Consider the following 21787-nt stretch of genomic DNA (forward strand, 5'->3'; position numbering starts at 1 on the left):
AAAAGTCTTTTTAACCATAGTCATGTATCTATTCCTTTCCACAATCACAGAATGTGCTGTTTAATGAGTAGGTCGGACAAGGAGATGGTTTTAAGTGAGTAGAAGAGAAATTGATAACTTTGGTAATCAAAATATCTTTAGAGGTTCAGATGAAAGATCAAGTTTTGATTTACTAGAATCGGGTTCATACTCATCTAGGCATCATTCAGGAAAACGAAAGACAAATGTTGCTCATCGGGATGTTATGGGCATAAGTGCCTCAAAGTGCCAACAACTTGCAGATATTATCGGTGGAGAGGTTATCTCATCCACTCCTGTGTGTACTATAATGCGTCTTAGAGATGATATTAAAGCAACTATTTTAGGTCTTCCCACCCGTTCCCCACTAGCACTGCCATTTATGTTAACCTTTGAAAATAATAGTCTTAACCTGGGTGAAACTGTACTCCGCCAAAAAGAAGTGAATCCAATGCTAACTGCTTTACGAAGAAGAGGACTTATTGTTACAGCTTTTCACAACCACTGGCTTTTTGAAAAACCACGGTTAATGTATATGCATTAGGAAAATGTAGGAATGGATCCGTTTGAATTTGCTAGAATCAGTTTTGCCGCCGCAAGAGAAGCAGGCCTTTTCCAAAGCTGAAAGTTGACTACACCCCCCCTTAAAATATCCTTTGCTAAACCATTTTGCTTCTGAGCCTTAATGTCTCCTTTTTTACGTTGTCCATTATTATTGCGGCATGTCTAAGAGGGGCTTCTTTATTAACTTCGCATTTTGTATCAATACAAAATAGACTTTTGCCCAAACTACTTCATAAGAATTTCATAAAATAATTATGCTCAAGGGGAAACTTTCCGTCTATTCGTTGAAGCGTCTTAGGACGCTTCTTTTTTTTCGGATTTTGTGTCTAATTAGACATAAATGAGAGATTGATTTTCATCTTTCTTATTCCACTAACCTCCGTTAATTGAAGAACAAAAAAAGATGGGGGCTTTCCTGCAATCCCATCTTTAAGTAAAAGACCTTATTTATTAGCTATTTAAAGAACAATCATTAAAGTAAGACGTTCTCTTTTGGAGTACCTGCATTGGATATTCCAAATAATAAAAAATATAAAAGCAGTGCAATTTGTAAGTGAATTCGCACTGCTTTTCGCATTCTCCAAAACAAATAGTTGACGAAATAAGTAGAACTTTATATTACTGCCAACTTTAAATAAGGGAAAAACATTATTGACTTTTTCCCTTGTGCAACTTAATTGCATGTCCCTTATTAATATAAAACAATGCAAAAAGATTGCTCTAGACCCACCTATATTTTAGCTGTTATCATTGTGAAGTGCTTTGTGGGGAGGAACTGAAATGGAGCAGGAAAAGTATAATGACCTTAAATTAGGTGAACGTGGAGCCATCATTAGTATTATTGCATATATATGTCTTTCATTCTTAAAACTAGTTATTGGATATATAAGTGATTCCGATGCTTTGAAAGCCGATGGTCTAAACAATACAACTGATATTATCGCATCTATTACTGTACTCATTGGACTCAAGATTTCGCAAAGACCCCCCGATAAAAACCATCGATATGGACATTGGAAGAGCGAAACAATTGCGTCAATGGTCGCTTCATTTATTATGGCTGCGGTCGGTATTCAAGTATTAATTGAGGCGAGTACCTCTATGTTTCAAGGAACAAAAGAATCACCGAATATTATGGCTGCGTATGTAGGTGTTTTTTCAGCGCTAGTCATGTATTTTGTTTATCGTTATAACAAGAAATTAGCTCTTAGGATAAATAGCAAATCTGTAATGGCTGCTGCAAAAGATAACATTTCCGATGCTTGGGTGAGTATAGGAACAGCAATAGGTATTTTGGGTTCACAATTAAAAATGCCTTGGCTGGATAGCATAACTGCAATTATTGTCGGATTATTAATATGTAAAACTGCTTGGGACATCTTTCGAGAATCATCACATGAACTTTCAGACGGTTTCAATGAAGATAAAATTAAGCTTTATCACGATGTCATTAAACAATTGGATGGCGTCAAAGGGGTAAAAGAAATTAAAGGAAGAAACTATGGAAATAATGAAGTAATAGATGTTGTGATTCTTGTTAATTCTACGCTAGGTATTAAAGAAGCTCACGATATAGCTTCCTATGTTGAAAAAGTCATGATGAAAGATTATGGTGTACTCGATGTTCATGTCCATGTAGAACCCAATTTAATTCGATAAAGATAAGTGAAAGTTCTTCTGTCAAAGAGGGACTTTTCTTTTGTGCTAAATACTAAGTATGTTGAACAACAAATATATACCCGAAAGTTGTTAGGTCTTTCTAACGATCAAAACTATTTTATTGTGCAAATAACGGGATTCTATCCAACGTAATATCTTTCGTTATATATTCTCTGTATAAGTAAACATCATGTCAGTCATCAAAACAGGCAATACCTGGGCCTTTAGAACCGATGTTGAACCCATTGGATTTAGTGATTCCTTCGCAAGCAGGCAGCTACATGAACCCAAGAAACTTATTAAGAAAGTTTCAGGCATTAATAAAAAAGCAAAGGTGCCAGCGATACCGTTTCATAATCTTAGGCACACTCATGCCACCATTCTGATGCGAATGGGTGAAAACCCGAAAGTGGTGAGTGAGCGATTAGGACATGCCAGAGTGGGAATTACACTGGACATTTACTCACATACAAGGAAGAAATGCAGAAGAAAACAGCCGAGCGCTTGGATACTTATTTTGGACACAATGGACAAAAATGAACAGAAAAGAATCAATGGAAGCCTTGCTGCACCTAGCCCTATCAGCTCTCTCGTACAGCGTTTGTGCAGTCATTGTGCAATGTATAAAAATACAGGGCAAAAATGGAAGACCCAAGAGACAAACAAAAAGCTCAAACCCTTGATACATAAGGATTTGAGCCTCGTTTAGATGATGACCTGTGAGGGGTTCGAACCCCCGACCTCAACCCTGTCAAGGTTGCGCTCTCCCAGCTGAGCTAACAGATCGATATTTAAGCTACAAATATTATTATAGTAAAAAAAACAAAAAAGTCAATACAATTTTTTAATAAATATTCCTCCAAAGAACACACATTCCACTTTTTATTGATTATAGAACTAACGTTCGGTTATAATGATTTATAGAAAGGAGGAGTTTTAAAATGGATGGCCTGTTTATTCGTTCCATCGAAGAAAATATTCCTTTGGAGATGATTTATCTTGCCGAAAACCAGGAAATTACCCGGCGAAGATTAATAATTAAAGAGGTAACTGACGAATACATTCGCGCTTACTGCCTGCTGCGGAAACAAATCCGCACCTTTAAACGGGACAACATTCTTTCCATCATGCCTGATCAGCATAATAAAAGCCGTTACCTGCATTAATCCTCAACCTAGCCCCCTTATCCTTACACACATTTCTGCATTTCCACTTTCATTATGATAAAATTCTTTTTATAAAACAGTTGAACTCGGGGGGATTTTTCAATATGGATTATCCAAGAGGTACCATTAAAGAACAAACATTTTATAGCAATGAACTTGGAGAAGAAATGCAGCTGCTCATTTACCAACCAGCCAATTTCTCACCGCTATATAAATACTCGCTGCTGATTGCTCAGGATGGCCGTGATTATTTTCAGCTTGGCCGAATTGGTCGAGTGGCAGACGAGTATCTTTCTATAAAAGAAATGGAAAATTTAATTATTGTTGGGGTACCCTATAAGAATGTAAAGGACCGCCGCAGAAAATATCATCCTGCCGGGGACCAAAACCGGCAATACATACGCTTCCTTGCTCATGAATTAGTCCCCTTTTTGGACAGTGAATACCCAACGTACCAAGTTGGGACAACCAGAGCACTTATTGGGGACTCGCTGGGTGCAGCGGTTTCCTTAATGACTGCATTGCAATACCCGCATACGTTTGGGAAAGTGCTGCTTCAATCTCCCTATGTGGACGAGATTGTTTTAGAAGCTGCCAAGCATTATACAGAGCCGTTATCACTGGAAATTTATCATGTCATAGGAAAACTTGAAACTGAAGTGAAAACAACAGATGGAAAAATCAGCGATTTTCTGACACCCAATCGGGAGCTTTCAAAAGTCCTTTCCAAAAAGCCTTTTACTTATTTTTATGAAGAATTTAATGGAAATCACACTTGGACCTATTGGCAGCCAGACTTACGACGGGCCCTTAAAATGATGTTCTAGTAAGCCATTTGAATTATTTATTATATTTAGAAAATTTGTTATAATAAAAAGTACCCATTTCTACTCGCTATTTTCCTTGTCATTCCTTGACTTATGATAGAACCCACTACTTAAAACGGAGGTACTACCATGAAATTTGGAGTTGTTATTTTTCCATCGAAAAAGCTTCAAGACCTTGCAAATTCTTATCGCAAGCGCTATGATTCGCATTATGCTTTAATTACACCACATTTGACATTAAAAAATACCTTTGAAGCAACTGAGGAAGATGTTAAAGAATTTGCCGATAAACTGCGGAGAATTGCCGGCAATACGCAGCCTTTCACCATAAAAACTACTAAAGTTAGTTCTTTTCATCCGGTTAACAATGTTATTTACTTTAAAGTTGAGCCGACAGAAGAACTAACTTCCTTACATGCAGAAGTTAATAAAGAATTTAGCGAACAAAATCCGGAATACGCATTTGTTCCCCATATTACGATTGGCCAGAACCTTTCAAATGATGAGCACTCCGATGTTTACGGGTCGCTGCGTATGAAAAAAATTGACCACGAAGAAACGATTGACCGTTTCCATCTCCTCTACCAGCTGGATAACGGCTCTTGGACAGTTTCTGAAACATTTCGGTTTGGAAAGGAATAGTTCTAAGTGACAGTAAAAGTTGTTGAAAACCCAAAAGAACTCGAGGATGCCTATACAATAAGGAAGACAGTTTTTGTAGATGAGCAAAACGTCCCCCTTGACGAGGAAATTGATCAATTCGAAAAGGATGCCACTCATTTTGTGATGTACCATGAAGGCATCCCAGTAGGTGCCGGACGATTCCGCAATGTTGAGGGCTTTGGAAAGGTAGAACGAATTTGTGTCCTCAAAGAGGCTAGAAACATTGGTGCCGGTAAAGCCATTATGGAGACAATCGAGTCCCATGCCCGGGATAAAGACTTCCAAAAGCTAAAACTTAACGCTCAGACGCAGGCCATCCCCTTTTACGAAAAATTGGGCTACGAGGTAGTTTCAGAGGAATTCATGGATGCCGGAATTCCACACAAAACAATGGTAAAGAATTTATAGAAATATGCACTTGCCAATATTAAGGTTGGCAGGTGCTTTTTATTGGTATTCTTCAAAACTTCTTTCCCATCATTCCAGGTTTTGATATAATAGAACATGTCTTATTTCAAAATAGAGGGTTATAAAAATGAAAACAGCAGTTTATCGAAATCGGAATATTGTGATTGACGAGCTCAATCGTGAGGAATTCCAGTCTATTTACATCGCCGGCAAAAGAGGCGAATTATCATGTCCTACTTGTAAAGAAAAGGTGCAGCTGTATCTGGGAATCCTGAGTGACCCCCATTTTTTCCACCATTCTTTACCGGAAAAGAGGTGTCCGGTACCCGAAAGACTTGACACAGGACTACAGCCACACACAGAAAATCACTATATTGAACGAAACGGGTTTAGAATTCCCCAGGGCAGAACCATTACAGAAGAAAATCCTGCTCCTGTAAAATTTAAAACAGCAAAACCTATCGAATATAAAGTTCCGTTTAAGCAAACACAGACAAATTCTCCAGAAAGCCTTCCCCCATATTTGCAACAGCTATCAGCAAATGGAGTTATTTTAGATGATAGTCAGACGAAAGCAGTAATAGATACGGAAGGCCCCTTATTAGTGCTTGCCGGTGCAGGAAGCGGCAAAACAAGAGTGCTGACTTGCCGGACAGCGTTCATGCTCGAGGCTAAACAAATCGATCCTCGAACCATCATGTTGGTTACATTCACCACCAAAGCAGCAGCTGAAATGAAAAATCGTCTTCTTTCTTATCCAAATATGAAGCGTGAAAAAATCCAGCAGCTCATAACCGGCACGTTCCACAGTATCTTTTACCGGATTCTCATGTTTCATGATGCCGCTAGTTGGACCTCTGACAAGCTATTAAAAAAAGAGTGGCAACGGGATAGAATATTGAAAGAGGTCGGTAAAGAACTCGATTTGTCCGAAAAGGAATTTGCTTATGATCTAGCACTGCAGCAGATTGGACTATGGAAAAATACGATGCTCCTTCCCGCAGAGGTCAGACCGACATCAGAATGGGAAGAAAAAACCGCAATTTTATATAAAAAATATGAGGATTACAAAAAGCGTGAAGGTTTGTTTGATTTTGATGACATGCTGATTGGCTGCTATTGGCTGTTGAAAACCACTCCTGCCATATTGGAGTATTATCAAGACCGATTTCATTATTTTTTAATCGATGAGTTCCAGGACATCAACAAAGTTCAATATGAATTGATTAAACTACTATCGAAAAAGCACCAAAATGTTTGTGCTGTTGGTGACGATGACCAGGCCATATACTCCTTCAGAGGAAGCGACCCAAATTTTCTGCTCGAATTCGAAATGGACTTCCATTCATCAAAGACATTAACTCTTGAACAAAATTACCGTTCTTCTCATGAGATTGTTTCAACCGCCAATCAAGTAATTTCTGCTAATAAATTGAGAAAAGCAAAAAAAATGCAGGCGCAATTTTCTAGCAGTGAAATGCCACATACTTTTTTCCCTTTTGACGAAGAGGAAGAAGCCACTATGATTGTCACTGATCTTTCTGAGCGGATTGCAAACGGAGCAACTCCCGCTGATTTTGCGATTTTGTATCGGACCAATGCTGCTTCAAGGGCAGTGTTTGAAAGGCTGGCAGGTTCGAACCTCCCTTTTAAAATCGACATGGACGCTGAAGCCTTTTATGACCGTTATATCGTCAGATGCGCCCTAGCCTTTTTAAAGGTCAGCTTAAATGAAGAAGACCCAAAAAGCATGACCGAAATTTTGCCATTATTATTTTTAAAACAATCAGCCCTTAAGGACATGAAAGCACTTAGTATCCTTCAGGACTGCAGTCTCCTTGAGGCACTGATGCATTTAAAAACATCCCATGCCTTTCAGGAAAAAAAATTAAAAAAGGCAGTTCCGCTAATTCGCGCCCTTAAAACCTTGACACCGGCAAAAGCGATTGAAAAGATTGAAAAGGAGATAGGCTTCCTGGATTTTCTTAAAAAACGCGGCAACGAAGCAAATCAAATCGAAAAAGGATCAGATGATTTGAAGGATTTAAAAGTGGCGGCGAAAAGCTTTGACACGATCGATGGTTTTTTAGAACATGCCGAACATATGGCAGCAATGAATAAAGAAATAAAAAATTTAAGCAAGCATTTTCGCGACGCTATCACCTTAAGCACCATTCACAGGGCTAAAGGACTTGAGTATAAATATGTATATTTGCTTGGCGCAGTCGACGGCAGCCTCCCGCACGAATACGCTTTGGAAACCAGTCGAAACGGTGACTTTTCCGGTCTCGAAGAAGAAAGAAGGCTGTTTTATGTTGCCATGACCCGGGCTCAAGAAGGTCTTTATTTATCTATTCCGGACAATCGAAGAGGAAAGAAAGTCAACCGTTCCAGATTTCTCGCACCACTTTTAAAATTAAGCAAAAAGGCCAAATTCCAATAAGGAAAGCGGCCTTTTTGCTTATTTCTTATTCATCATGTTTGAAATGGTATTGAAATCAAGACTTTTTCCATCTTTAATGATGGTGTTGCAAATCTGATCTTCTAATTCCCTGCTTATCGGCTTGTTTGCAAGCTGAGATACTTTGCGAATGACTCCACGGACTGTCTTTTCGTCTTTAAAGTTGGCATTCTGAAGAGAATTAGCCAAATCAAAAATATCTTTCATATTTACGCCAGTTTTTTTCTCTATATTTTTAAAGAAACCATTATCCATGATCAAAATTCACACTCCTTCATAAACTACTTTATTGTATGAAGGAATGAAAAAATGGTGAAAAAAGAAAAGGATAGCCTTTAATTGGCCATCCCTTTCCTGCTGTCCGTTTACCTATTAATAGAAGCTAGTACCTACAATGATCAATAGGATGAACAGAACTACAATTAGTACGAAGGTGCTGCCATAACCAAAGCCACCGCCGTAGCCGTAGCCGTAACCTCCACAACCCCACATCGATTCATTCACCTCTCTTTAGTAATCTCATTAATACAATATGAAATCACTTAAAAAAGTGTATAGGCACGAATAAGCTATTCATTCATTTAAGAAAAAAATCAGCATTTACCCTTTCGGCTTAAACACAAGTGCTCCGATAAATCCAAAAATAATCGCGGCTGATACACCAGAACTGGTCACCTGAAACATCCCGGTTAACACGCCTATCAGCCCATGGTTGTTGGCATCATCAAGCGCTCCGTGAACCAATGCATTTCCAAAGCTGGTTATCGGAATGGTCGCACCTGCTCCAGCAAAATTAATAAGTGGCTCATACAACCCAAATCCCGCCAAAATCGCCCCGGCTACAACCAATAAGCTTAATGTATGTCCTGGTGTAAGCTTGGCAACATCAAATAATAGCTGGCCAATGACACAAATCAATCCGCCTATGACAAAGGCCCAAAAAAACATCGCTAACATAATCGTCACCCCTTTAATTGTTCATTTCTATACCAACTGCGTGGGCAATACATGGAATCGATTCATTTTGTTGAAAGGTGAGCGGGGATAACAATGCACCGGTAGCAACAAGCAAAATCCGTCTGTATGTACCCTTTCTCATTTCATTCAGCAGATGTCCATACAACACTGTCGCCGAACATCCTGCTCCGCTTGCTCCGGATTGAACGGGCTGGTCATCCTTATAGATGAGGATCCCGCAATCCTGAAATTGATTTCTTTCAAGCTTAAGGCCGCTTTTATTAATTAATTCAAAAGCCGTGTCATGGCCGACTCTCCCCAAGTCGCCAGTAATAATTAGATCATAATAAGATGGATCAAGGTCAAGATCCCGAAAATGGGCCATAATCGTATCTGCTGCTGCAGGAGCCATCGCACCTCCCATATTGAACGGGTCTGTTAAACCCATATCAATTACCTTTCCAATGGTTGCAGATATTGTGACAGGGTTTTTCTTCCCCGGTTCGTTTGGCTGAATGATTCCCACACCAGCCCCTGTAACCGTCCATTGAGCCGTCGGAGGCTTTTGGCTGCCGTATTCTGTTGGATAGCGAAACTGTTTTTCAACCGCGGCATTGTGGCTAGATGCTCCGGTCACCACATTTTGTGCTCCATGATAATTGACAATAAATGAGGCTAGCGCTAAGCCTTCCATGGAAGTGGAACAGGCCCCAAATAACCCGAAATAGGGGATCTGCATAGTCCTTGCCGTAAAGCTAGTCGGCGTTATTTGATTAATTAAATCACCGGCAATTAAAAATTGAATTTTTTCTTTTTCAATATTTGCTTTATCCAGTGCGATTTTTATCGCTTCTTCAAGCAAGATTCGATGGGCTTTTTCATAGGACTCTTGGCCCATCCATAGGTCTTCATACAATAAATCGAAGTCATTTGCCAAATTTCCGTTAGCCTCAAAGGGGCCTCCTGTTACTCCAGTCGCCGATATCATCGGTTTATTTTGAAAGACCCATGATTGATGTCCTTTTAGCAATTACAATACCCCCCAAATACTTAAAACCGTTCTAATCAGCGCTACCACAAAGGCTGCAAATACACCAAAAAGAAGAACTGAGCCTGCAAGCTTAAACATATTGCCGCCGACTCCTAACACAAACCCCTCTGTGCGATGTTCAATGGCTGCAGAGATGACGGCATTGCCAAAACCAGTGACCGGCACCGCACTCCCTGCCCCGCCAAACTGCCCCAGCCGGTCATAAACACCGAAGCCGGTCAAAAGCATGGAGAAAAACACCATTGTTGCCACCGTTGGATTCCCGACACTTTGTTCCGTAAAATTAAAAAAGTAAATGTAAAAATAACTGATGGCCTGGCCGATTGCGCATATCAGTCCGCCAACAAAAAAAGCCCTGATACAATTTTTTAAAACTGGCCGTTTTTTTTCGTGCTTTTGCTGAAGCTGCTGGTATTTTTGCTGCTCGGGTGTCATATTTTTCTGTTTGCTCGCCATCATTAAATCCCCTTTCCTACTTGATATCCTCTGTCATTTTAACGATCTCATTAAAACGTTTTTCTGCATCTCGATGGTTAAACTTAGACGAGGACCTCATCTTTTCATCAAGCCGTACGACTTCCAGAAATATTTTATAGTCACTTGAGACGGTAAATTTCTCTTTTGGATATTTTTTCTCAAGCATTTTGGTAACATTTTTTTCAATCTTTTTCATTTTAAAGCGATGCAAATGCTTTACCTTATAGGCAACAAGGATTGCTTTTTTCCCTTTGACGACAGCGACATCATACAATTCTGGAAAAGAACTTACATCTTGTTTAATTTTCTCTACCTGGTCATTTCCTTTATGCCCATCAGTGACAACTGGTGGGGGATTTGTAGTTTTCACGAGCGCGAGCTGGCTGTCTTTTGCTTTTTGATCCTGATTGCAGGAAACCAGTAAGATTACACTCATCAATATAATGAATCGATATGTATTATGCATAACGGTTTTCATCCCTTTTTTATAAATATGACTGTCATTAGTTTTTTCGACATTGACTAAAAATATGACTAAGTTAAGAGAAAAAAATAAAACTGCCAGTTACCCAGCAGTTTTCACTCCTACTTATATGTTGTCTTTTTACCACAGCCGCATCCCTGTTTTTTTATAGCATTTGATGGTTGTGTAACCTTCGTTGTCTGATTTGTCTGGGATTTCTTCTTTTTCCTTGTCACGTTTTTTCCTCCATTCAAATACAATTCATTAGTTACTAATCATCATATGAAAAAAACGAAAGTCTTGTCTCAGGCAAAATCCTTATTTCTCAATTAAATATTGAATAACTGTTTCCACCATCGCCGCTATACCTGCAACGGCTAGTATGAGTATCATCGGCTCCGCCCATCTAGGGGAGAGATAGGATATACCTACAATAATGGCAGAAGACCATATTCCTGTACACCAATAACAACTCAGCAGTTCGCCTATAAATCGTCTTATTCCAGATTTTTTGGGAATATAATATAATTCCACTTCACCTTCTGGATTTACTTCCTCTACCTCATCAAAAAAGGGATTTCGTAAAAATTCAGTAATTTTATCAAAAACAATTAACCTTGTAAACCGAAAGCTTGCCAACGCTAAAAGGAGCAGGTTGATTAAATTTATCTTCATATTGAAAAACCCTTTCATTTTTGGACATATGTCTGTATATGGAAATAGCCTAATTTTGTTAAATAAGGCAATTGTCCGTAACCCATAAGGCTTTCGTGAAATATGTTAGTAATGTAAGATATATAACGGATTAAGGAGGAAAAAATAAATGGGTTCTGGAAATTTTCGTAATGATCACAAAAGCACCAACTGTGTATGCGAAGTAGTCCGCGCGATTAAAGAGCTCCAAGATAACGCTGTTGAAGAAGCAGAATGTCAATCATGTACCAGCTGCTTTAATGAGCCGCTTGGTTCATTAGTCTCACCTGTAAAAGAAATGGTTGACACGCGCGTATTCGTTTTAAAAACAGCTGATGGCACACCATTTCACGCATTCTTTAATGACGATTACAATGCATGCGTCTCCATCTATTTCCGCGTAGAGGATGTGTTCGATAACTGCTGTGCTACACTTCGCGTATTAGTTCCTGGCAAAAAAGACGGTGGAAACTTTGTTCCAGTCAATTTCGTAAGAGGCGATGACAAATGCTGCATTAACCTTTCTAAACATTGCCAAGTAACTTGCTTTAAGGCAAGCAACGATTGTGTAACAGTTGACTTAAGCTGCTTCTGTGCAATCCAATGTATTGCAGACGTAAACCTTGGAATTTGCGATTAAATAAATTAGCCAGTCGGTGAATCGGCTGGCCTTTTTTTGTCTAGCTATAAGAAGAATATGGTATTTTAAAGCTATTCATTATCTCTTTATTCCAATCATAATGACATTTGTAATTTCATCAGCATAAAATGTTTTTTGCATTTTATTATGATATTGAATGGTTATTTGATTATCCTCATAACTGGTCAGGTAGCCTAAATGTTTTTCATCTTTTGTATAAAAGACACAGGGAACAGGCGGAAGTACTTTCGGAAAGTTAATTAAATATTCCAACCTTTCCTTTACCGACATTTCCTTAAATGGTTTAACCCGTTTAAAGGCAGAGCGGTTATGTTCGGGGGGTATAGAAGATGCAGAATTCTTTTTTTCTGTTTTTGCATCTAACGATTCTGCCCCCCTGTTAGCATTAGTGACAATTTTTTTATTTTCCTCTGTACTTAGGTTCTCTTCCTCTTCCGCTTCCGGCTCAGCATCAATCTTAATTCTAAAAATCTCCTGCATATTTTGGTTTGTATGATTCCTTGAAAAAGGCTGCCCAATGTTGAAAAATGGCCCCTGATTTTTTGTATTTGACATAAAAAGCACCTCCCTTATGGCATCCTACACTTTTATATATATGTAAATGGCCTATAGTCGTTAACTTTTTTTCAACACAAAAAAGCCCGCAGTTCATTTTGCGGGCTTTTTTGTATTACACAATATGATATCCAGAGTCTACGTGAATATTTTCCCCTGTAATTCCACGGGAAAGATGGCTGAATAGGAAAACTGCCGTATCGCCTACTTCCTCCGGCGTTGTTGTTCTCCGTAATGGGGCTTTTTCTTCAATTTCCTTTAGAATCATGTTAAATTCACTGATTCCTTTTGCGGATAGTGTTCGGATTGGACCGGCAGAAATGGAATTTACACGAATATTATCTTTACCTAGATCTGCAGCTAAATAGCGAACGCTTGCATCAAGGGAAGCTTTTGCAACACCCATAACATTGTAGTTTTTGATGGCTCTTTCTCCCCCAAGGTATGTGAGAGTTACGATGCTGCCGCCTTCTGTCATGAGGCCGCGTGCTTCCTTCGCTACTGCCGTTAAGGAATAGGAGCTGATATTATGTGCCAGCAGGAAGCCGTCCCTAGTTGTATTCATATATTCGCCAGATAATTCTTCCTTATTAGCGAATGCAATACAATGGGCCACTCCATGAATAGTTCCAACCGCTTCTTTTATTTCGGCAAAACACGTAGCAATTGCTTCGTCACTAGTCACATCACATGGCAGCACTAAAGTTCCCTCTGCATTTAAGGAATCCGCTAATTCCCGTACACTGCTCTCAAGTCTTTCCCCGGCAAACGTAAATACCAACCGTGCCCCAGCGTCATGCAGTGAGCGGGCAATCCCCCAAGCGATACTCCGCTTATTAGCAACACCCATTACGACAAATGTTTTTCCAGTTAAAGATAAATTCATTTTAAAAAAATCCTCCTACATGATAACTGATATTAGTACTTGGTACTAATTCTACACTAATTCTGAATAAATGAAAAGTACTTGCTTTTTCTAATAATAGCTTTTGCCTGGTTCTGAAAATTCAAGCTCTCTCTTCAGTTCATCCACATATTCCTTTGAACCTGTGACAATCAGGCGGTCATGCATTTGCAGCTCCGTATCTCCATGAGGCACGATGGAATCCTTTCCTCTGAAAATCCTGACAAAAATAACATCCCCGGTAAACGGAAATCTTCTTAATGACATACCGTCAAATAATTCATTTTTCATGACAATTTCATATAACCCTGTTTCCTGATTCGTCAATATATTTATGACTGTAGGAGACTCAATCATCGCCCGAAGCAACGCTTTAGTTGACGTAAAAGATGAAAACACCTCAACCCCTTGTTCCCGCAATCTAGTCTCCAGTTCAGGACTTTCAATCCTAGCAATGACCCTTTGGACACCTTTTTCTTTTGCAGCCATAGCCAGATTTGCATTCACTTCCTGGTTTCCTGTTAAAATAACCACTATTTCAGACTCAAATACTTTTGTATTTTCAATGGCCTCCTGCGAATAATCCGGGATTTCCTTTATTTCAAATACCGAGTCAGCAAATGGTTTTTCTGCTTTTTCAATTTTTTGATGATATAGGACGGGATTATAGAGTCCGGACTTTAATTCCCGGGAGACAGGCAAAGTAATCTGGTTAGCACCTAAAAAGGCAATGGACACCCTTCTTCCCTCTGCTGCTTCTCGAGGAAACAACTTTTTAAAAACAATCGGCGTAAAAATAGAAGTGATTACTGCGACAAGGATTAGTGTTCCTTTCATCTGCTCTGATATAACTCCAATCCGTTCTCCGATTGTCGCCGCCGCAATCACAAGTGACAATGTGGAGGTAAGCAGAAAGCCCGAGGCAATGACTGTTTTCATATCGTACCATATCTTTAAAAGGTATACAGGAATCAGCTTTGACAATAAAAGCCCTATCAATAATAACGGTATTAATAACAACAGTTTCTTTTCACTGAATAACGTCCAAATATCCAGTTCTACACCTACCATTACAAAGAAGATAGGAATTAAAAAACCGTACCCAAAGGAATCAAGCTTATGAACCAGCTCTTGGTTTGGTGCCAATAAAGAAACGAGAACACCTGCCAAAAATGCACCCAAGATATTTTCGGCCCCGACAGTTTCGGATAATCCCACCAATACAATAATCAGCATAAATACAGCCCTCGTGCCGATTTGGACAGTCCCTGTTGACAGTGTTTCAATAAAACTGCGATTTTTAAATCTTTTGCCGATAAAATAGAGGATAACTCCTGCTCCGAATAATATCAGCAGAAGCCATGTATCTCCCTCTCCTCCTTCATTCAAGGACACAAAGAGGGCAAGAAGAATCATTGTAGCTAAATCAGCGATTACCGCCACCAATAAGATAATCTGCCCTATCACCGTTTTCATTAAGTGGGCTTCTTTTAAGGTGGGCACGACTACTCCCAATGAAATCGTCGAAATGATCAGTGTCATTAAAAAAGCATTATCGATAAATCCTGCCAAAACAAAGAGATACGATAAACCGAGTGAGAGAATGAAGACACCGGCAAAGATAACGGATGAGACCAGAAAGGAGTTCGGTTCTTTTTTCCCGTTTGGAAGGGTCTCACGTTTTTTCCCACCTGAAAATGCAGTAAAGTCAATTTCAAGTCCACTTAAGAACATAAGAAAAATAAAGCCAAGTGTTGACAAGGTAGACAGCCACATATCTTCATGAACGATATTGAATCCACTCGACCCAATAATGAGGCCCATGATAATTTCCGCAACAACAACTGGAATGAAATTTAATTTAAATCGATGCAAAAGAATTGGAGTTAAAAATGCCATTGTCACAACAATCAATAATGAAATAATGGAGACGTGTTGTTCCATCATACTCCTCCCTTACGAATAGTAATAAATGCTGACAATCCGACAAAAAATAAGAATTGGAAAGGGGCAACTATCATGAAAATAGATATTATCGGAGATATCCATGGATGCTTCACAGAATTCTCGGAGTTAACCGCAAAATTAGGTTACGATTGGAAAAGTGGGATTCCCCTCCATTCGGAAAACAGAATACTTGGGTTTGTCGGTGATTTAACCGACAGAGGGCCAAATTCTCTTAAAGTAATTGAAGTCGTTTGGAAGCTGGTCATCGAGCAGAAAAAAGCTTTCTATACTCCTGGAAACCATTGCAATAAGCTGTATCGCTTTTTCCTTGGCAACAAAGTTCAAATTGCTCACGGACTCGAAACAACTGTTGCGGAATATGAATCATTATATAGGAAAGACCAAGAGTCCATTCGTAAAAAATTTATGGAACTTTATGAAAAGGCTCCAATGTATCTAGTATTAGACAACAAACAGCTAGTAATCGCCCATGCGGGAATTAAACAAGAACTAATCGGAAAGAGAAATAATGAAGTGAAAAAATTCGTCCTTTACGGAGATATTACAGGTGAAAAGCACCCGGATGGATCCCCTGTCAGAAGAGACTGGGCTAAACAGTATCATGGGGAAGCTTATATTGTTTATGGACATACGCCTGTGAAGGAACCAAGAATCATTAATAAAACGTATAATATTGACACAGGAGCAGTATTTGGCGGCCAACTTTCAGCGTTAAGATATCCGGAAATGGAAGTCGTCTCCGTCCCTTCCACTATGCCATACATTGAAGAAAAGTTTAAACATTTTGAATAAAATAAATGAAAACTCGCCGATTGGGGAGTCCGATAGGACGAAGACAGAGGCGTAGTTGAATTTATACTTTCTTATTAGCTAAAAGAAGGCTGGCCTTTTTAATCACGACCAGCCTCTATTAATTTCTTCATATCATCCGGCAAAGGTGCCGTAAAGATCATTTCCTCCCGGGTAAGGGGGTGAATGAAGTGGATTTCTTTACAATGTAACGCCTGCCTATCAATTAACGAGATGTCTCCCCCATACAAATCATCACCGAGCAAAGGATGACCCAAATAAGACATATGGACCCTGATTTGATGGGTCCGTCCAGTTTCCAGGTTCAGTTCAACCTGGGTAAATTCCCTATGCCTTGATATGACTCGGTAATGGGTACAAGCATATTGTCCATCCTCACGGACCTCCCTTTCGATGATGCTTTCCGCTTTACGTCCGATTGGGGCGTTTACCGTGCCTCTATCCACTGACAACAAACCACCTGCAAATGCTTCATAGGTTCGTTTCACTTGAGATTTTCGCTGCATTAAACTAAACAAATGATGAACATGACGATGTTTGGCCACTAAAACAATCCCAGAGGTATCCCGATCCAGCCGAGTTACAATATGGGCTGTGGCGGTTAGACCTGTTTTTTGATAATATCCTAGAAGGGCATTTGCCAGGCTCCCGGCAGGATGCTCCCTTGATGGAATTGTACTCATACCGGCTGGTTTAACTACAACAAGCAAAAATTCATCCTCAAACAGAATCGTCAATGGAAGCTTCTCTCCCGGAAAACTCGGGCTCTCGGAAGGGAATATAACTGTCAGTACATCCCCTTCGACGAGCTTATACCTAACATTTACATCTTCACTGTTGACAAGGATTCTCCCGCCCTTGAATTTAATATCCGTCAAAGCAGTCCGAGAGATTTCTTCCATCTTTAAAAACTCTTTAATGAGCAATCCGGCACTATTATGATCAATACTCCAATGAAGTTTAAAATTTTGTGTCATTCCGTGTTTTCCTTCAATTAGTCCGAAATAAATGAATCATGTACTCTTTTCCAGAAAGGAAACGGACGGAACCTAGCAAAACGGATTTTTTCCTCCGGAACCCTGAATTGGATTGACTTTACATCCTTATGGAGCAGGGTTAAATGATCAATCGTAATCTGGAAATCCGTCCGATTTACGGGCTTTAACATACATGTGTGGTGTGCAGGCAGAATAAGCGGCGACCCTACTGTTCTGAAAACCCTGTTGTTAATGGATGCCATTTCCGCCACTTGAAGGGCTTGGATGGACGGGTGAATAATGGCTCCGCCTAGCGCTTTATTATAGGCTGTACTGCCTGAAGGGGTAGAAATACAAAGACCATCTCCACGAAATCTTTCAAAATGCTGGCCGCGTATTTCTACATCCATGACCAGCGTTCCCTCCACACCCTTTACGGTAGATTCATTTAACGCTAGGTACCTGGATTCCTTACCCGCATGAGAATAACGAATAATGACCTCCAAAAGTGGATATTCAACAACCTGAAACGGTGTCTTTGCAATAGCAATGACCAGCTTTTCGATTTCCTCAGGGGTCCAATCTGCATAAAAACCGAGGTGTCCAGTATGGATCCCAACAAATGCCGTTTTATCCAAACGGCTGCTATAACGGTGGAAAGCATATAGGAGCGTCCCGTCTCCTCCTACGGAGATGACGATATCCGGCTGGTCTTCATCATACTTTAACTCAAAATCCAGCAAATAGGTCCTCATTTTATGCATTAGAATATTTGATTTTTGATCCCCTTTAGATGTTATCGCAAATTTCATTTTTTTTACCCCTTGTATTGGAATAATCTATATAAACAGCGGCTCATTTTTTTTCTTCTTGGGCTGTTTCCTTCTTTCTCGTAAAAAAAGCCTGTGCTTCTTTAATTTCACCCCGAATAAGTGACATTTCCTCATCTAAACGGAAAGCTGCCTCTGCCGCACGCTGGAGTCGCATTTTTATATCAGTAGGAAAGGCACCTTTATACTTATAGTTTAAGGAGTGTTCAATGGTTGCCCAAAAATTCATGGCCAAGGTCCGAATTTGTATTTCGGCTAGAATTTTCTTTTCCCCGTGAATAGTTTGCACCGGGTATTGAATGACAACGTGATAGGAACGGTATCCACTGATTTTTTCATGAGAAATATAATCCCTTTCCTCCACTATTTCAAAATCATTGCGGTTTCGGAGCAGCGAAACGACCCGATAAATATCCTCCACAAACTGACACATAATCCGAAGGCCGGCAATATCCTGCATTTCCACTTCAAGTTTATCTAACGGTATTCCTTTTTGAGTTGCTTTATCTAAAATACTGGCAATTGGCTTTACACGGCCGGTAACAAATTCAATTGGTGAATGTGTCGAATCGAGTTCAAATTGACCTCTCATTCCCTTTAATTTTATCTTGAGCTCATTAATTGCCTGCTTATAAGGGGTTAAAAATTGGTCCCAATGCTTCATGACTCCACCTCGACAAGAACAAATTATGGATGAAAAACTGATTCTGCTTTTTCAACCATTTCTTTACCGTAATTGCTATTTCCTTTTATGTTGTTAATAATAAAATCAAACTCTTCATTAAAACGCTGAAGTTCTATTTTTTCATTTCCGTCGGAAATCCAAACCGGAAGTTCTGCAGCCATCTTCAAGTCTGGCCAGATTGGTTCCGGAAACACGATGTATGTATAGTCATCTGAATCTTCCATTAGATAAATAAAGGAATAATGTTCAGAATCCACCAGGATTTGTTCGGCTGGAACTAAACCATTTATTGCTTCCGATACTTCTAAAACAAGTGCATTTTCCATTACATTTGCCGCTTGGACTATTAGTTTTTTCCTCATTTTTTACCTCCATCTTCCATACCCACTATTTTAACATAATTCCTCATTTCTCCCAAGGATTGCAGTTTCAACTGAAGATGAGATAATGTAAATAATTCTTATCGGAAAGGAAGACAAACGATGCCGCAAAATATTGAAATAGAATTTAAAAACATGCTGACAAAAGAAGAATATTTAAGATTATTAACCGATTTTCAAATTGATGAAATAAATATTTTTTTTCAGGAGAACCATTACTTCGATACGAAGGAGTTTGCCTTAAAGGATAAGGGTTCAGCTTTAAGAATCCGGTTAAAAAAGAATAGCTGGGAAATGACGTTAAAGCAGCCTGCAGAAATCGGACTTCTTGAAACAAATCAAATACTTAGCGAAAGGGAAGCTCTAGAAGCAATTCAATTTGGGAGACTTCCTTTGGGCCAAATAAAGCTGATCATAGAAGAAATGGGTATCCCCTTTGGTAAATTGGTTTATTTCGGATCTTTGGCAACAAGACGTGCTGAAGCAGCGTTTAAGAAAGGCGTACTCGTTTTCGACCACAATATTTACCTAAATCAAGAGGATTTTGAACTAGAATATGAGGTTGAAAACTTTCAGGAGGGGCAGGAAGTCTTTTTGCAGCTGTTAAAAAATTATCAAATTCCTGTTAGAAAAACAGAAAACAAAATTCGCCGCTTTTACAGGCAGAAATACAACTTATAAATTAGTTTCGTAAGAAAAGCCATATTGGACACATTAATAATATCCTTTTTTCTGAAGCAATTCATTTGAGATAAAAATTAGGCATTGTTAAAATGAATGTAAACTTGATAATGACGAGAGGAGGAGTTGTCAACATGATGAATAATCAACTAACACCATTTGAGGTTATTGGAGAAGAAACGCTCCATCGTCTTGTGGACACTTTTTATGGCCTTGTTGCACAACATCCTGACCTTGCTCCTATATTCCCAAATGATTTTTCTGAAATTGCCCATAAACAAAAGCAATTTTTAACACAATATTTAGGCGGCCCTCCACTTTATTCTGAGGAACATGGACACCCGATGATGCGTGCCCGCCATCTGCCCTTTCCGGTTACGCCAAAGCGTGCCAAAGCCTGGCTTTCATGCATGACCAAAGCAATGGATAAAATCGGCTTAGAAGGACCGATTAGGGATGAATTTTATTACAGGCTTTATCTAACTGCCCAGCACATGATAAATACACCTGACAATCAAGAAAATTCCGGTGAGCCATCGTGAATAATTTTGATTACTCAAATTCTTTGCAGCCAATCAATAGCAGCGATAAAAAACCGATAGAAATTTATTTATTTATTGATCCGCTTTGTCCCGAATGCTGGTCACTTGAGCCTATCATGAAAAAGCTTCAGATTGAGTATGGACGTTACTTTTCTATCAAGCATGTTCTAAGTGGAAAATTGACGAATTTAAATATAAGCCGAAAAAAAAATGTTGAAAACCTTGCGCAGGTTTGGGAGAAAACAACGAGCAGGTCAATAATATCTTGTGAAGGAAATCATGGGTTTGAAGACCCTGTACATGCTCCCTATAATGTATCGATTGCGTTAAAAGCAGCAGAGCTTCAGGGGAGACGTGCAGGAATTCGCTTCCTCCGCGCAATCCAAGAGGTATTATTTTTGGAAAAAAGGAATATTTCAGATTTAGGAGTATTAAGAGAGTGTGCAGATAAAGCAGGACTTGAAATTCAAGAATTTCTTCAAGACATGCATTCGGAGAGTGCTGCAAAAGCTTTTCAGTGCGACCTGCAAATTACTTCCGAAATGGAAGTTCGCGAAATTCCCACTCTTGTCTTCTTCAATGAGAACGTTGAAGAAGAAGGAATAAAAATAACAGGAACATATCCATATGAGGTTTATGTTCAAATTCTGGAGGAAATGCTCGCAGAAAAACCGATTAAATCTCCACTTCCTCCACTGGAAATATTTTTAAAGAATTTTAAATTTGTCGCCTCAAAGGAAATTGCTCTTGTATATAATATGACCATTTCACAAATTGAACGGGAAATGAAAAAATTGCTCCTTAAGCAGGTGGTGCAGCAAATCCCTGCAAAGTTCGGGACCTTTTGGAAGTATATTAAATAGCTTATGATAATGTATAACAGAAATGCCCTGCAGCCATCAACTGCAGGGCATTTCTCTTAATACGAACAAAGGGGATGGGAGAAATTTTTCACGGTCAAACAAAGGGGTATATGTTTGTTGTGATCAACTTCACGTATTAAATATAGCATGGGCTGAGATGGGTGACAATAAGTTTGTGCTTTATTTCACATTATTGTCAAAATATCATAAATTCATAGAGTAGACCATAAATATAAAGGAAAGATATTTACTAAAAAAGGATGGATTAAGAAATTGAAAAAGTTCTCCATTACGCTGATGATTCTTTTTTTTATTTTTGCATTTTTTTTACATGTACTGGCACTCATGAAAATTTTCCCGATTATAATTAGCATCCCCGTATTGTTTCTTTCCATCTTAACCCCCATAATCTCCATCAATGACAGAAAAAAATTTAAGGGATTTTAAATGAAAACTCACCGATTGGCTAGTCCGATAGGACGGTTCATGAGGCGTAGTTGAAATTATTCGTTAGGAAAGGGATG

Annotated in this window: 28 protein-coding genes and 1 tRNA gene; 14 read left to right on the forward strand and 15 right to left on the reverse strand. The window is 39.2% G+C overall.

Features of this window, described 5'->3' with window-relative positions; all coding sequences use genetic code 11:
- The first annotated feature begins 94 nt into the window (after positions 1-94).
- The 3 genes from KHA99_RS06505 to KHA99_RS31155 all read left to right on the forward strand — a co-directional run bounded on the left by KHA99_RS06505 (position 95) and on the right by KHA99_RS31155 (position 2950).
- A complete protein-coding gene (locus tag KHA99_RS06505; protein WP_284037502.1) occupies positions 95-562 on the forward strand; it encodes a DUF1259 domain-containing protein in 468 nt (155 codons plus the stop codon).
- Between the two features lie 800 nt (positions 563-1362).
- Positions 1363-2241 carry a cation diffusion facilitator family transporter gene (locus KHA99_RS06510; protein WP_213116579.1) on the forward strand — a complete coding sequence of 293 codons (879 nt, stop codon included), beginning with the start codon at positions 1363-1365 and terminating at the stop codon, positions 2239-2241.
- Between the two features lie 190 nt (positions 2242-2431).
- Positions 2432-2950 (forward strand): tyrosine-type recombinase/integrase, encoded by a 519-nt coding sequence (locus tag KHA99_RS31155; RefSeq protein ID WP_261363768.1) that lies wholly within the window; start codon positions 2432-2434, stop codon positions 2948-2950.
- A 4-nt stretch (positions 2951-2954) separates the two neighbouring features.
- Here KHA99_RS31155 and KHA99_RS06520 read toward each other — a convergent pair.
- Positions 2955-3027: transfer RNA gene (locus KHA99_RS06520), tRNA-Val, on the reverse strand.
- Positions 3028-3182: 155 nt separating this feature from the next.
- Here KHA99_RS06520 and KHA99_RS06525 point away from each other — a divergent pair.
- The 5 genes from KHA99_RS06525 (at position 3183) to KHA99_RS06545 (ending at position 7748) form a co-directional block, all read left to right on the forward strand.
- Positions 3183-3407, forward strand: coding sequence for a hypothetical protein (locus KHA99_RS06525; protein WP_213116580.1), 225 nt, complete (start codon positions 3183-3185; stop codon positions 3405-3407).
- A gap of 104 nt (positions 3408-3511) precedes the next feature.
- Positions 3512-4234 carry an alpha/beta hydrolase gene (locus KHA99_RS06530; RefSeq protein WP_213116581.1) on the forward strand — a complete coding sequence of 241 codons (723 nt, stop codon included), beginning with the start codon at positions 3512-3514 and terminating at the stop codon, positions 4232-4234.
- A 129-nt stretch (positions 4235-4363) separates the two neighbouring features.
- Entirely contained in the window at positions 4364-4876 is a 513-nt protein-coding gene (locus KHA99_RS06535) for a YjcG family protein (RefSeq protein ID WP_213116582.1), read from the forward strand.
- Between the two features lie 6 nt (positions 4877-4882).
- Positions 4883-5305: a GNAT family N-acetyltransferase gene (locus KHA99_RS06540; protein ID WP_213116583.1), complete on the forward strand. Its 423-nt coding sequence runs from the start codon at positions 4883-4885 to the stop codon at positions 5303-5305.
- Between the two features lie 127 nt (positions 5306-5432).
- Complete coding sequence (locus KHA99_RS06545) at positions 5433-7748, forward strand: ATP-dependent helicase (protein WP_213116584.1); 2316 nt, start codon at positions 5433-5435, stop codon at positions 7746-7748.
- Positions 7749-7766: 18 nt separating this feature from the next.
- Here KHA99_RS06545 and spoVIF read toward each other — a convergent pair whose 3' ends face one another.
- The 7 genes from spoVIF to KHA99_RS06580 all read right to left on the reverse strand — a co-directional run bounded on the left by spoVIF (position 7767) and on the right by KHA99_RS06580 (position 11389).
- Positions 7767-8021 (reverse strand): sporulation-specific transcription regulator SpoVIF, encoded by a 255-nt coding sequence (spoVIF, locus tag KHA99_RS06550; protein ID WP_213116926.1) that lies wholly within the window; start codon positions 8019-8021, stop codon positions 7767-7769.
- 117 nt (positions 8022-8138) lie between these two features.
- Complete coding sequence (locus KHA99_RS06555) at positions 8139-8258, reverse strand: YjcZ family sporulation protein (RefSeq protein ID WP_213116585.1); 120 nt, start codon at positions 8256-8258, stop codon at positions 8139-8141.
- Between the two features lie 108 nt (positions 8259-8366).
- Positions 8367-8723, reverse strand: coding sequence for a stage V sporulation protein AE (gene spoVAE / locus KHA99_RS06560; protein ID WP_213116586.1), 357 nt, complete (start codon positions 8721-8723; stop codon positions 8367-8369).
- Positions 8724-8736: 13 nt separating this feature from the next.
- Positions 8737-9753: a stage V sporulation protein AD gene (gene spoVAD, locus KHA99_RS06565; RefSeq protein WP_213116587.1), complete on the reverse strand. Its 1017-nt coding sequence runs from the start codon at positions 9751-9753 to the stop codon at positions 8737-8739.
- Positions 9754-10233 carry a stage V sporulation protein AC gene (spoVAC, locus tag KHA99_RS06570; RefSeq protein WP_213116588.1) on the reverse strand — a complete coding sequence of 160 codons (480 nt, stop codon included), beginning with the start codon at positions 10231-10233 and terminating at the stop codon, positions 9754-9756.
- Positions 10234-10246: 13 nt separating this feature from the next.
- Entirely contained in the window at positions 10247-10717 is a 471-nt protein-coding gene (locus KHA99_RS06575; RefSeq protein ID WP_249366443.1) for a YhcN/YlaJ family sporulation lipoprotein, read from the reverse strand.
- A 315-nt stretch (positions 10718-11032) separates the two neighbouring features.
- Positions 11033-11389 (reverse strand): DUF1360 domain-containing protein, encoded by a 357-nt coding sequence (locus tag KHA99_RS06580; RefSeq protein ID WP_213116589.1) that lies wholly within the window; start codon positions 11387-11389, stop codon positions 11033-11035.
- Positions 11390-11537: 148 nt separating this feature from the next.
- On the opposite strand from KHA99_RS06580, the gene KHA99_RS06585 reads away from it, so the two are divergent.
- Positions 11538-12047 carry a CotY/CotZ family spore coat protein gene (locus KHA99_RS06585; protein ID WP_213116590.1) on the forward strand — a complete coding sequence of 170 codons (510 nt, stop codon included), beginning with the start codon at positions 11538-11540 and terminating at the stop codon, positions 12045-12047.
- 78 nt (positions 12048-12125) lie between these two features.
- Here the strand turns inward: KHA99_RS06585 and KHA99_RS06590 are convergent, their stop codons facing one another.
- The 3 genes from KHA99_RS06590 to KHA99_RS06600 all read right to left on the reverse strand — a co-directional run bounded on the left by KHA99_RS06590 (position 12126) and on the right by KHA99_RS06600 (position 15471).
- Positions 12126-12623: a CotO family spore coat protein gene (locus tag KHA99_RS06590; protein ID WP_213116591.1), complete on the reverse strand. Its 498-nt coding sequence runs from the start codon at positions 12621-12623 to the stop codon at positions 12126-12128.
- 115 nt (positions 12624-12738) lie between these two features.
- Positions 12739-13509 (reverse strand): enoyl-ACP reductase FabI, encoded by a 771-nt coding sequence (fabI, locus tag KHA99_RS06595; protein ID WP_213116592.1) that lies wholly within the window; start codon positions 13507-13509, stop codon positions 12739-12741.
- Positions 13510-13599: 90 nt separating this feature from the next.
- Positions 13600-15471, reverse strand: coding sequence for a monovalent cation:proton antiporter family protein (locus KHA99_RS06600; RefSeq protein ID WP_213116593.1), 1872 nt, complete (start codon positions 15469-15471; stop codon positions 13600-13602).
- A 75-nt stretch (positions 15472-15546) separates the two neighbouring features.
- On the opposite strand from KHA99_RS06600, the gene prpE reads away from it, so the two are divergent.
- Entirely contained in the window at positions 15547-16287 is a 741-nt protein-coding gene (gene prpE / locus KHA99_RS06605) for a bis(5'-nucleosyl)-tetraphosphatase PrpE (RefSeq protein WP_213116594.1), read from the forward strand.
- Between the two features lie 98 nt (positions 16288-16385).
- Here prpE and KHA99_RS06610 read toward each other — a convergent pair whose 3' ends face one another.
- From KHA99_RS06610 to KHA99_RS06625, 4 genes are read right to left on the reverse strand one after another with little or no spacing between them, the layout of a single operon-like run.
- Positions 16386-17282 (reverse strand): RluA family pseudouridine synthase, encoded by an 897-nt coding sequence (locus KHA99_RS06610; protein WP_213116595.1) that lies wholly within the window; start codon positions 17280-17282, stop codon positions 16386-16388.
- 17 nt (positions 17283-17299) lie between these two features.
- Positions 17300-18094 carry an NAD kinase gene (locus KHA99_RS06615; protein ID WP_213116596.1) on the reverse strand — a complete coding sequence of 265 codons (795 nt, stop codon included), beginning with the start codon at positions 18092-18094 and terminating at the stop codon, positions 17300-17302.
- 43 nt (positions 18095-18137) lie between these two features.
- A complete protein-coding gene (gene yjbM / locus KHA99_RS06620; protein ID WP_213116597.1) occupies positions 18138-18776 on the reverse strand; it encodes a GTP diphosphokinase in 639 nt (212 codons plus the stop codon).
- 23 nt (positions 18777-18799) lie between these two features.
- The gene (locus KHA99_RS06625) at positions 18800-19159 is read right to left on the reverse strand and encodes a UPF0738 family protein (RefSeq protein WP_213116598.1); all 360 of its coding nucleotides are present in this window, start codon (positions 19157-19159) and stop codon (positions 18800-18802) included.
- 120 nt (positions 19160-19279) lie between these two features.
- Between KHA99_RS06625 and KHA99_RS06630 the strand changes: the two genes are divergently transcribed.
- From KHA99_RS06630 to KHA99_RS31680, 4 genes are all read left to right on the forward strand, one after another.
- Positions 19280-19858: a CYTH domain-containing protein gene (locus KHA99_RS06630; RefSeq protein ID WP_213116599.1), complete on the forward strand. Its 579-nt coding sequence runs from the start codon at positions 19280-19282 to the stop codon at positions 19856-19858.
- 134 nt (positions 19859-19992) lie between these two features.
- Positions 19993-20400 (forward strand): globin domain-containing protein, encoded by a 408-nt coding sequence (locus KHA99_RS06635; RefSeq protein WP_213116600.1) that lies wholly within the window; start codon positions 19993-19995, stop codon positions 20398-20400.
- Positions 20397-21263, forward strand: coding sequence for a ClpXP adapter SpxH family protein (locus KHA99_RS06640; protein ID WP_213116601.1), 867 nt, complete (start codon positions 20397-20399; stop codon positions 21261-21263). The genes KHA99_RS06635 and KHA99_RS06640 overlap by 4 nt, the downstream gene beginning before the upstream one ends.
- A 297-nt stretch (positions 21264-21560) precedes the next feature.
- Complete coding sequence (locus tag KHA99_RS31680; protein ID WP_504740122.1) at positions 21561-21710, forward strand: hypothetical protein; 150 nt, start codon at positions 21561-21563, stop codon at positions 21708-21710.
- The last annotated feature ends 77 nt before the right edge of the window (positions 21711-21787 follow it).

This window comes from Neobacillus rhizophilus (assembly GCF_018343535.1).
Taxonomy (GTDB): Bacteria; Bacillota; Bacilli; order Bacillales; family Cytobacillaceae; genus Neobacillus; species Neobacillus rhizophilus.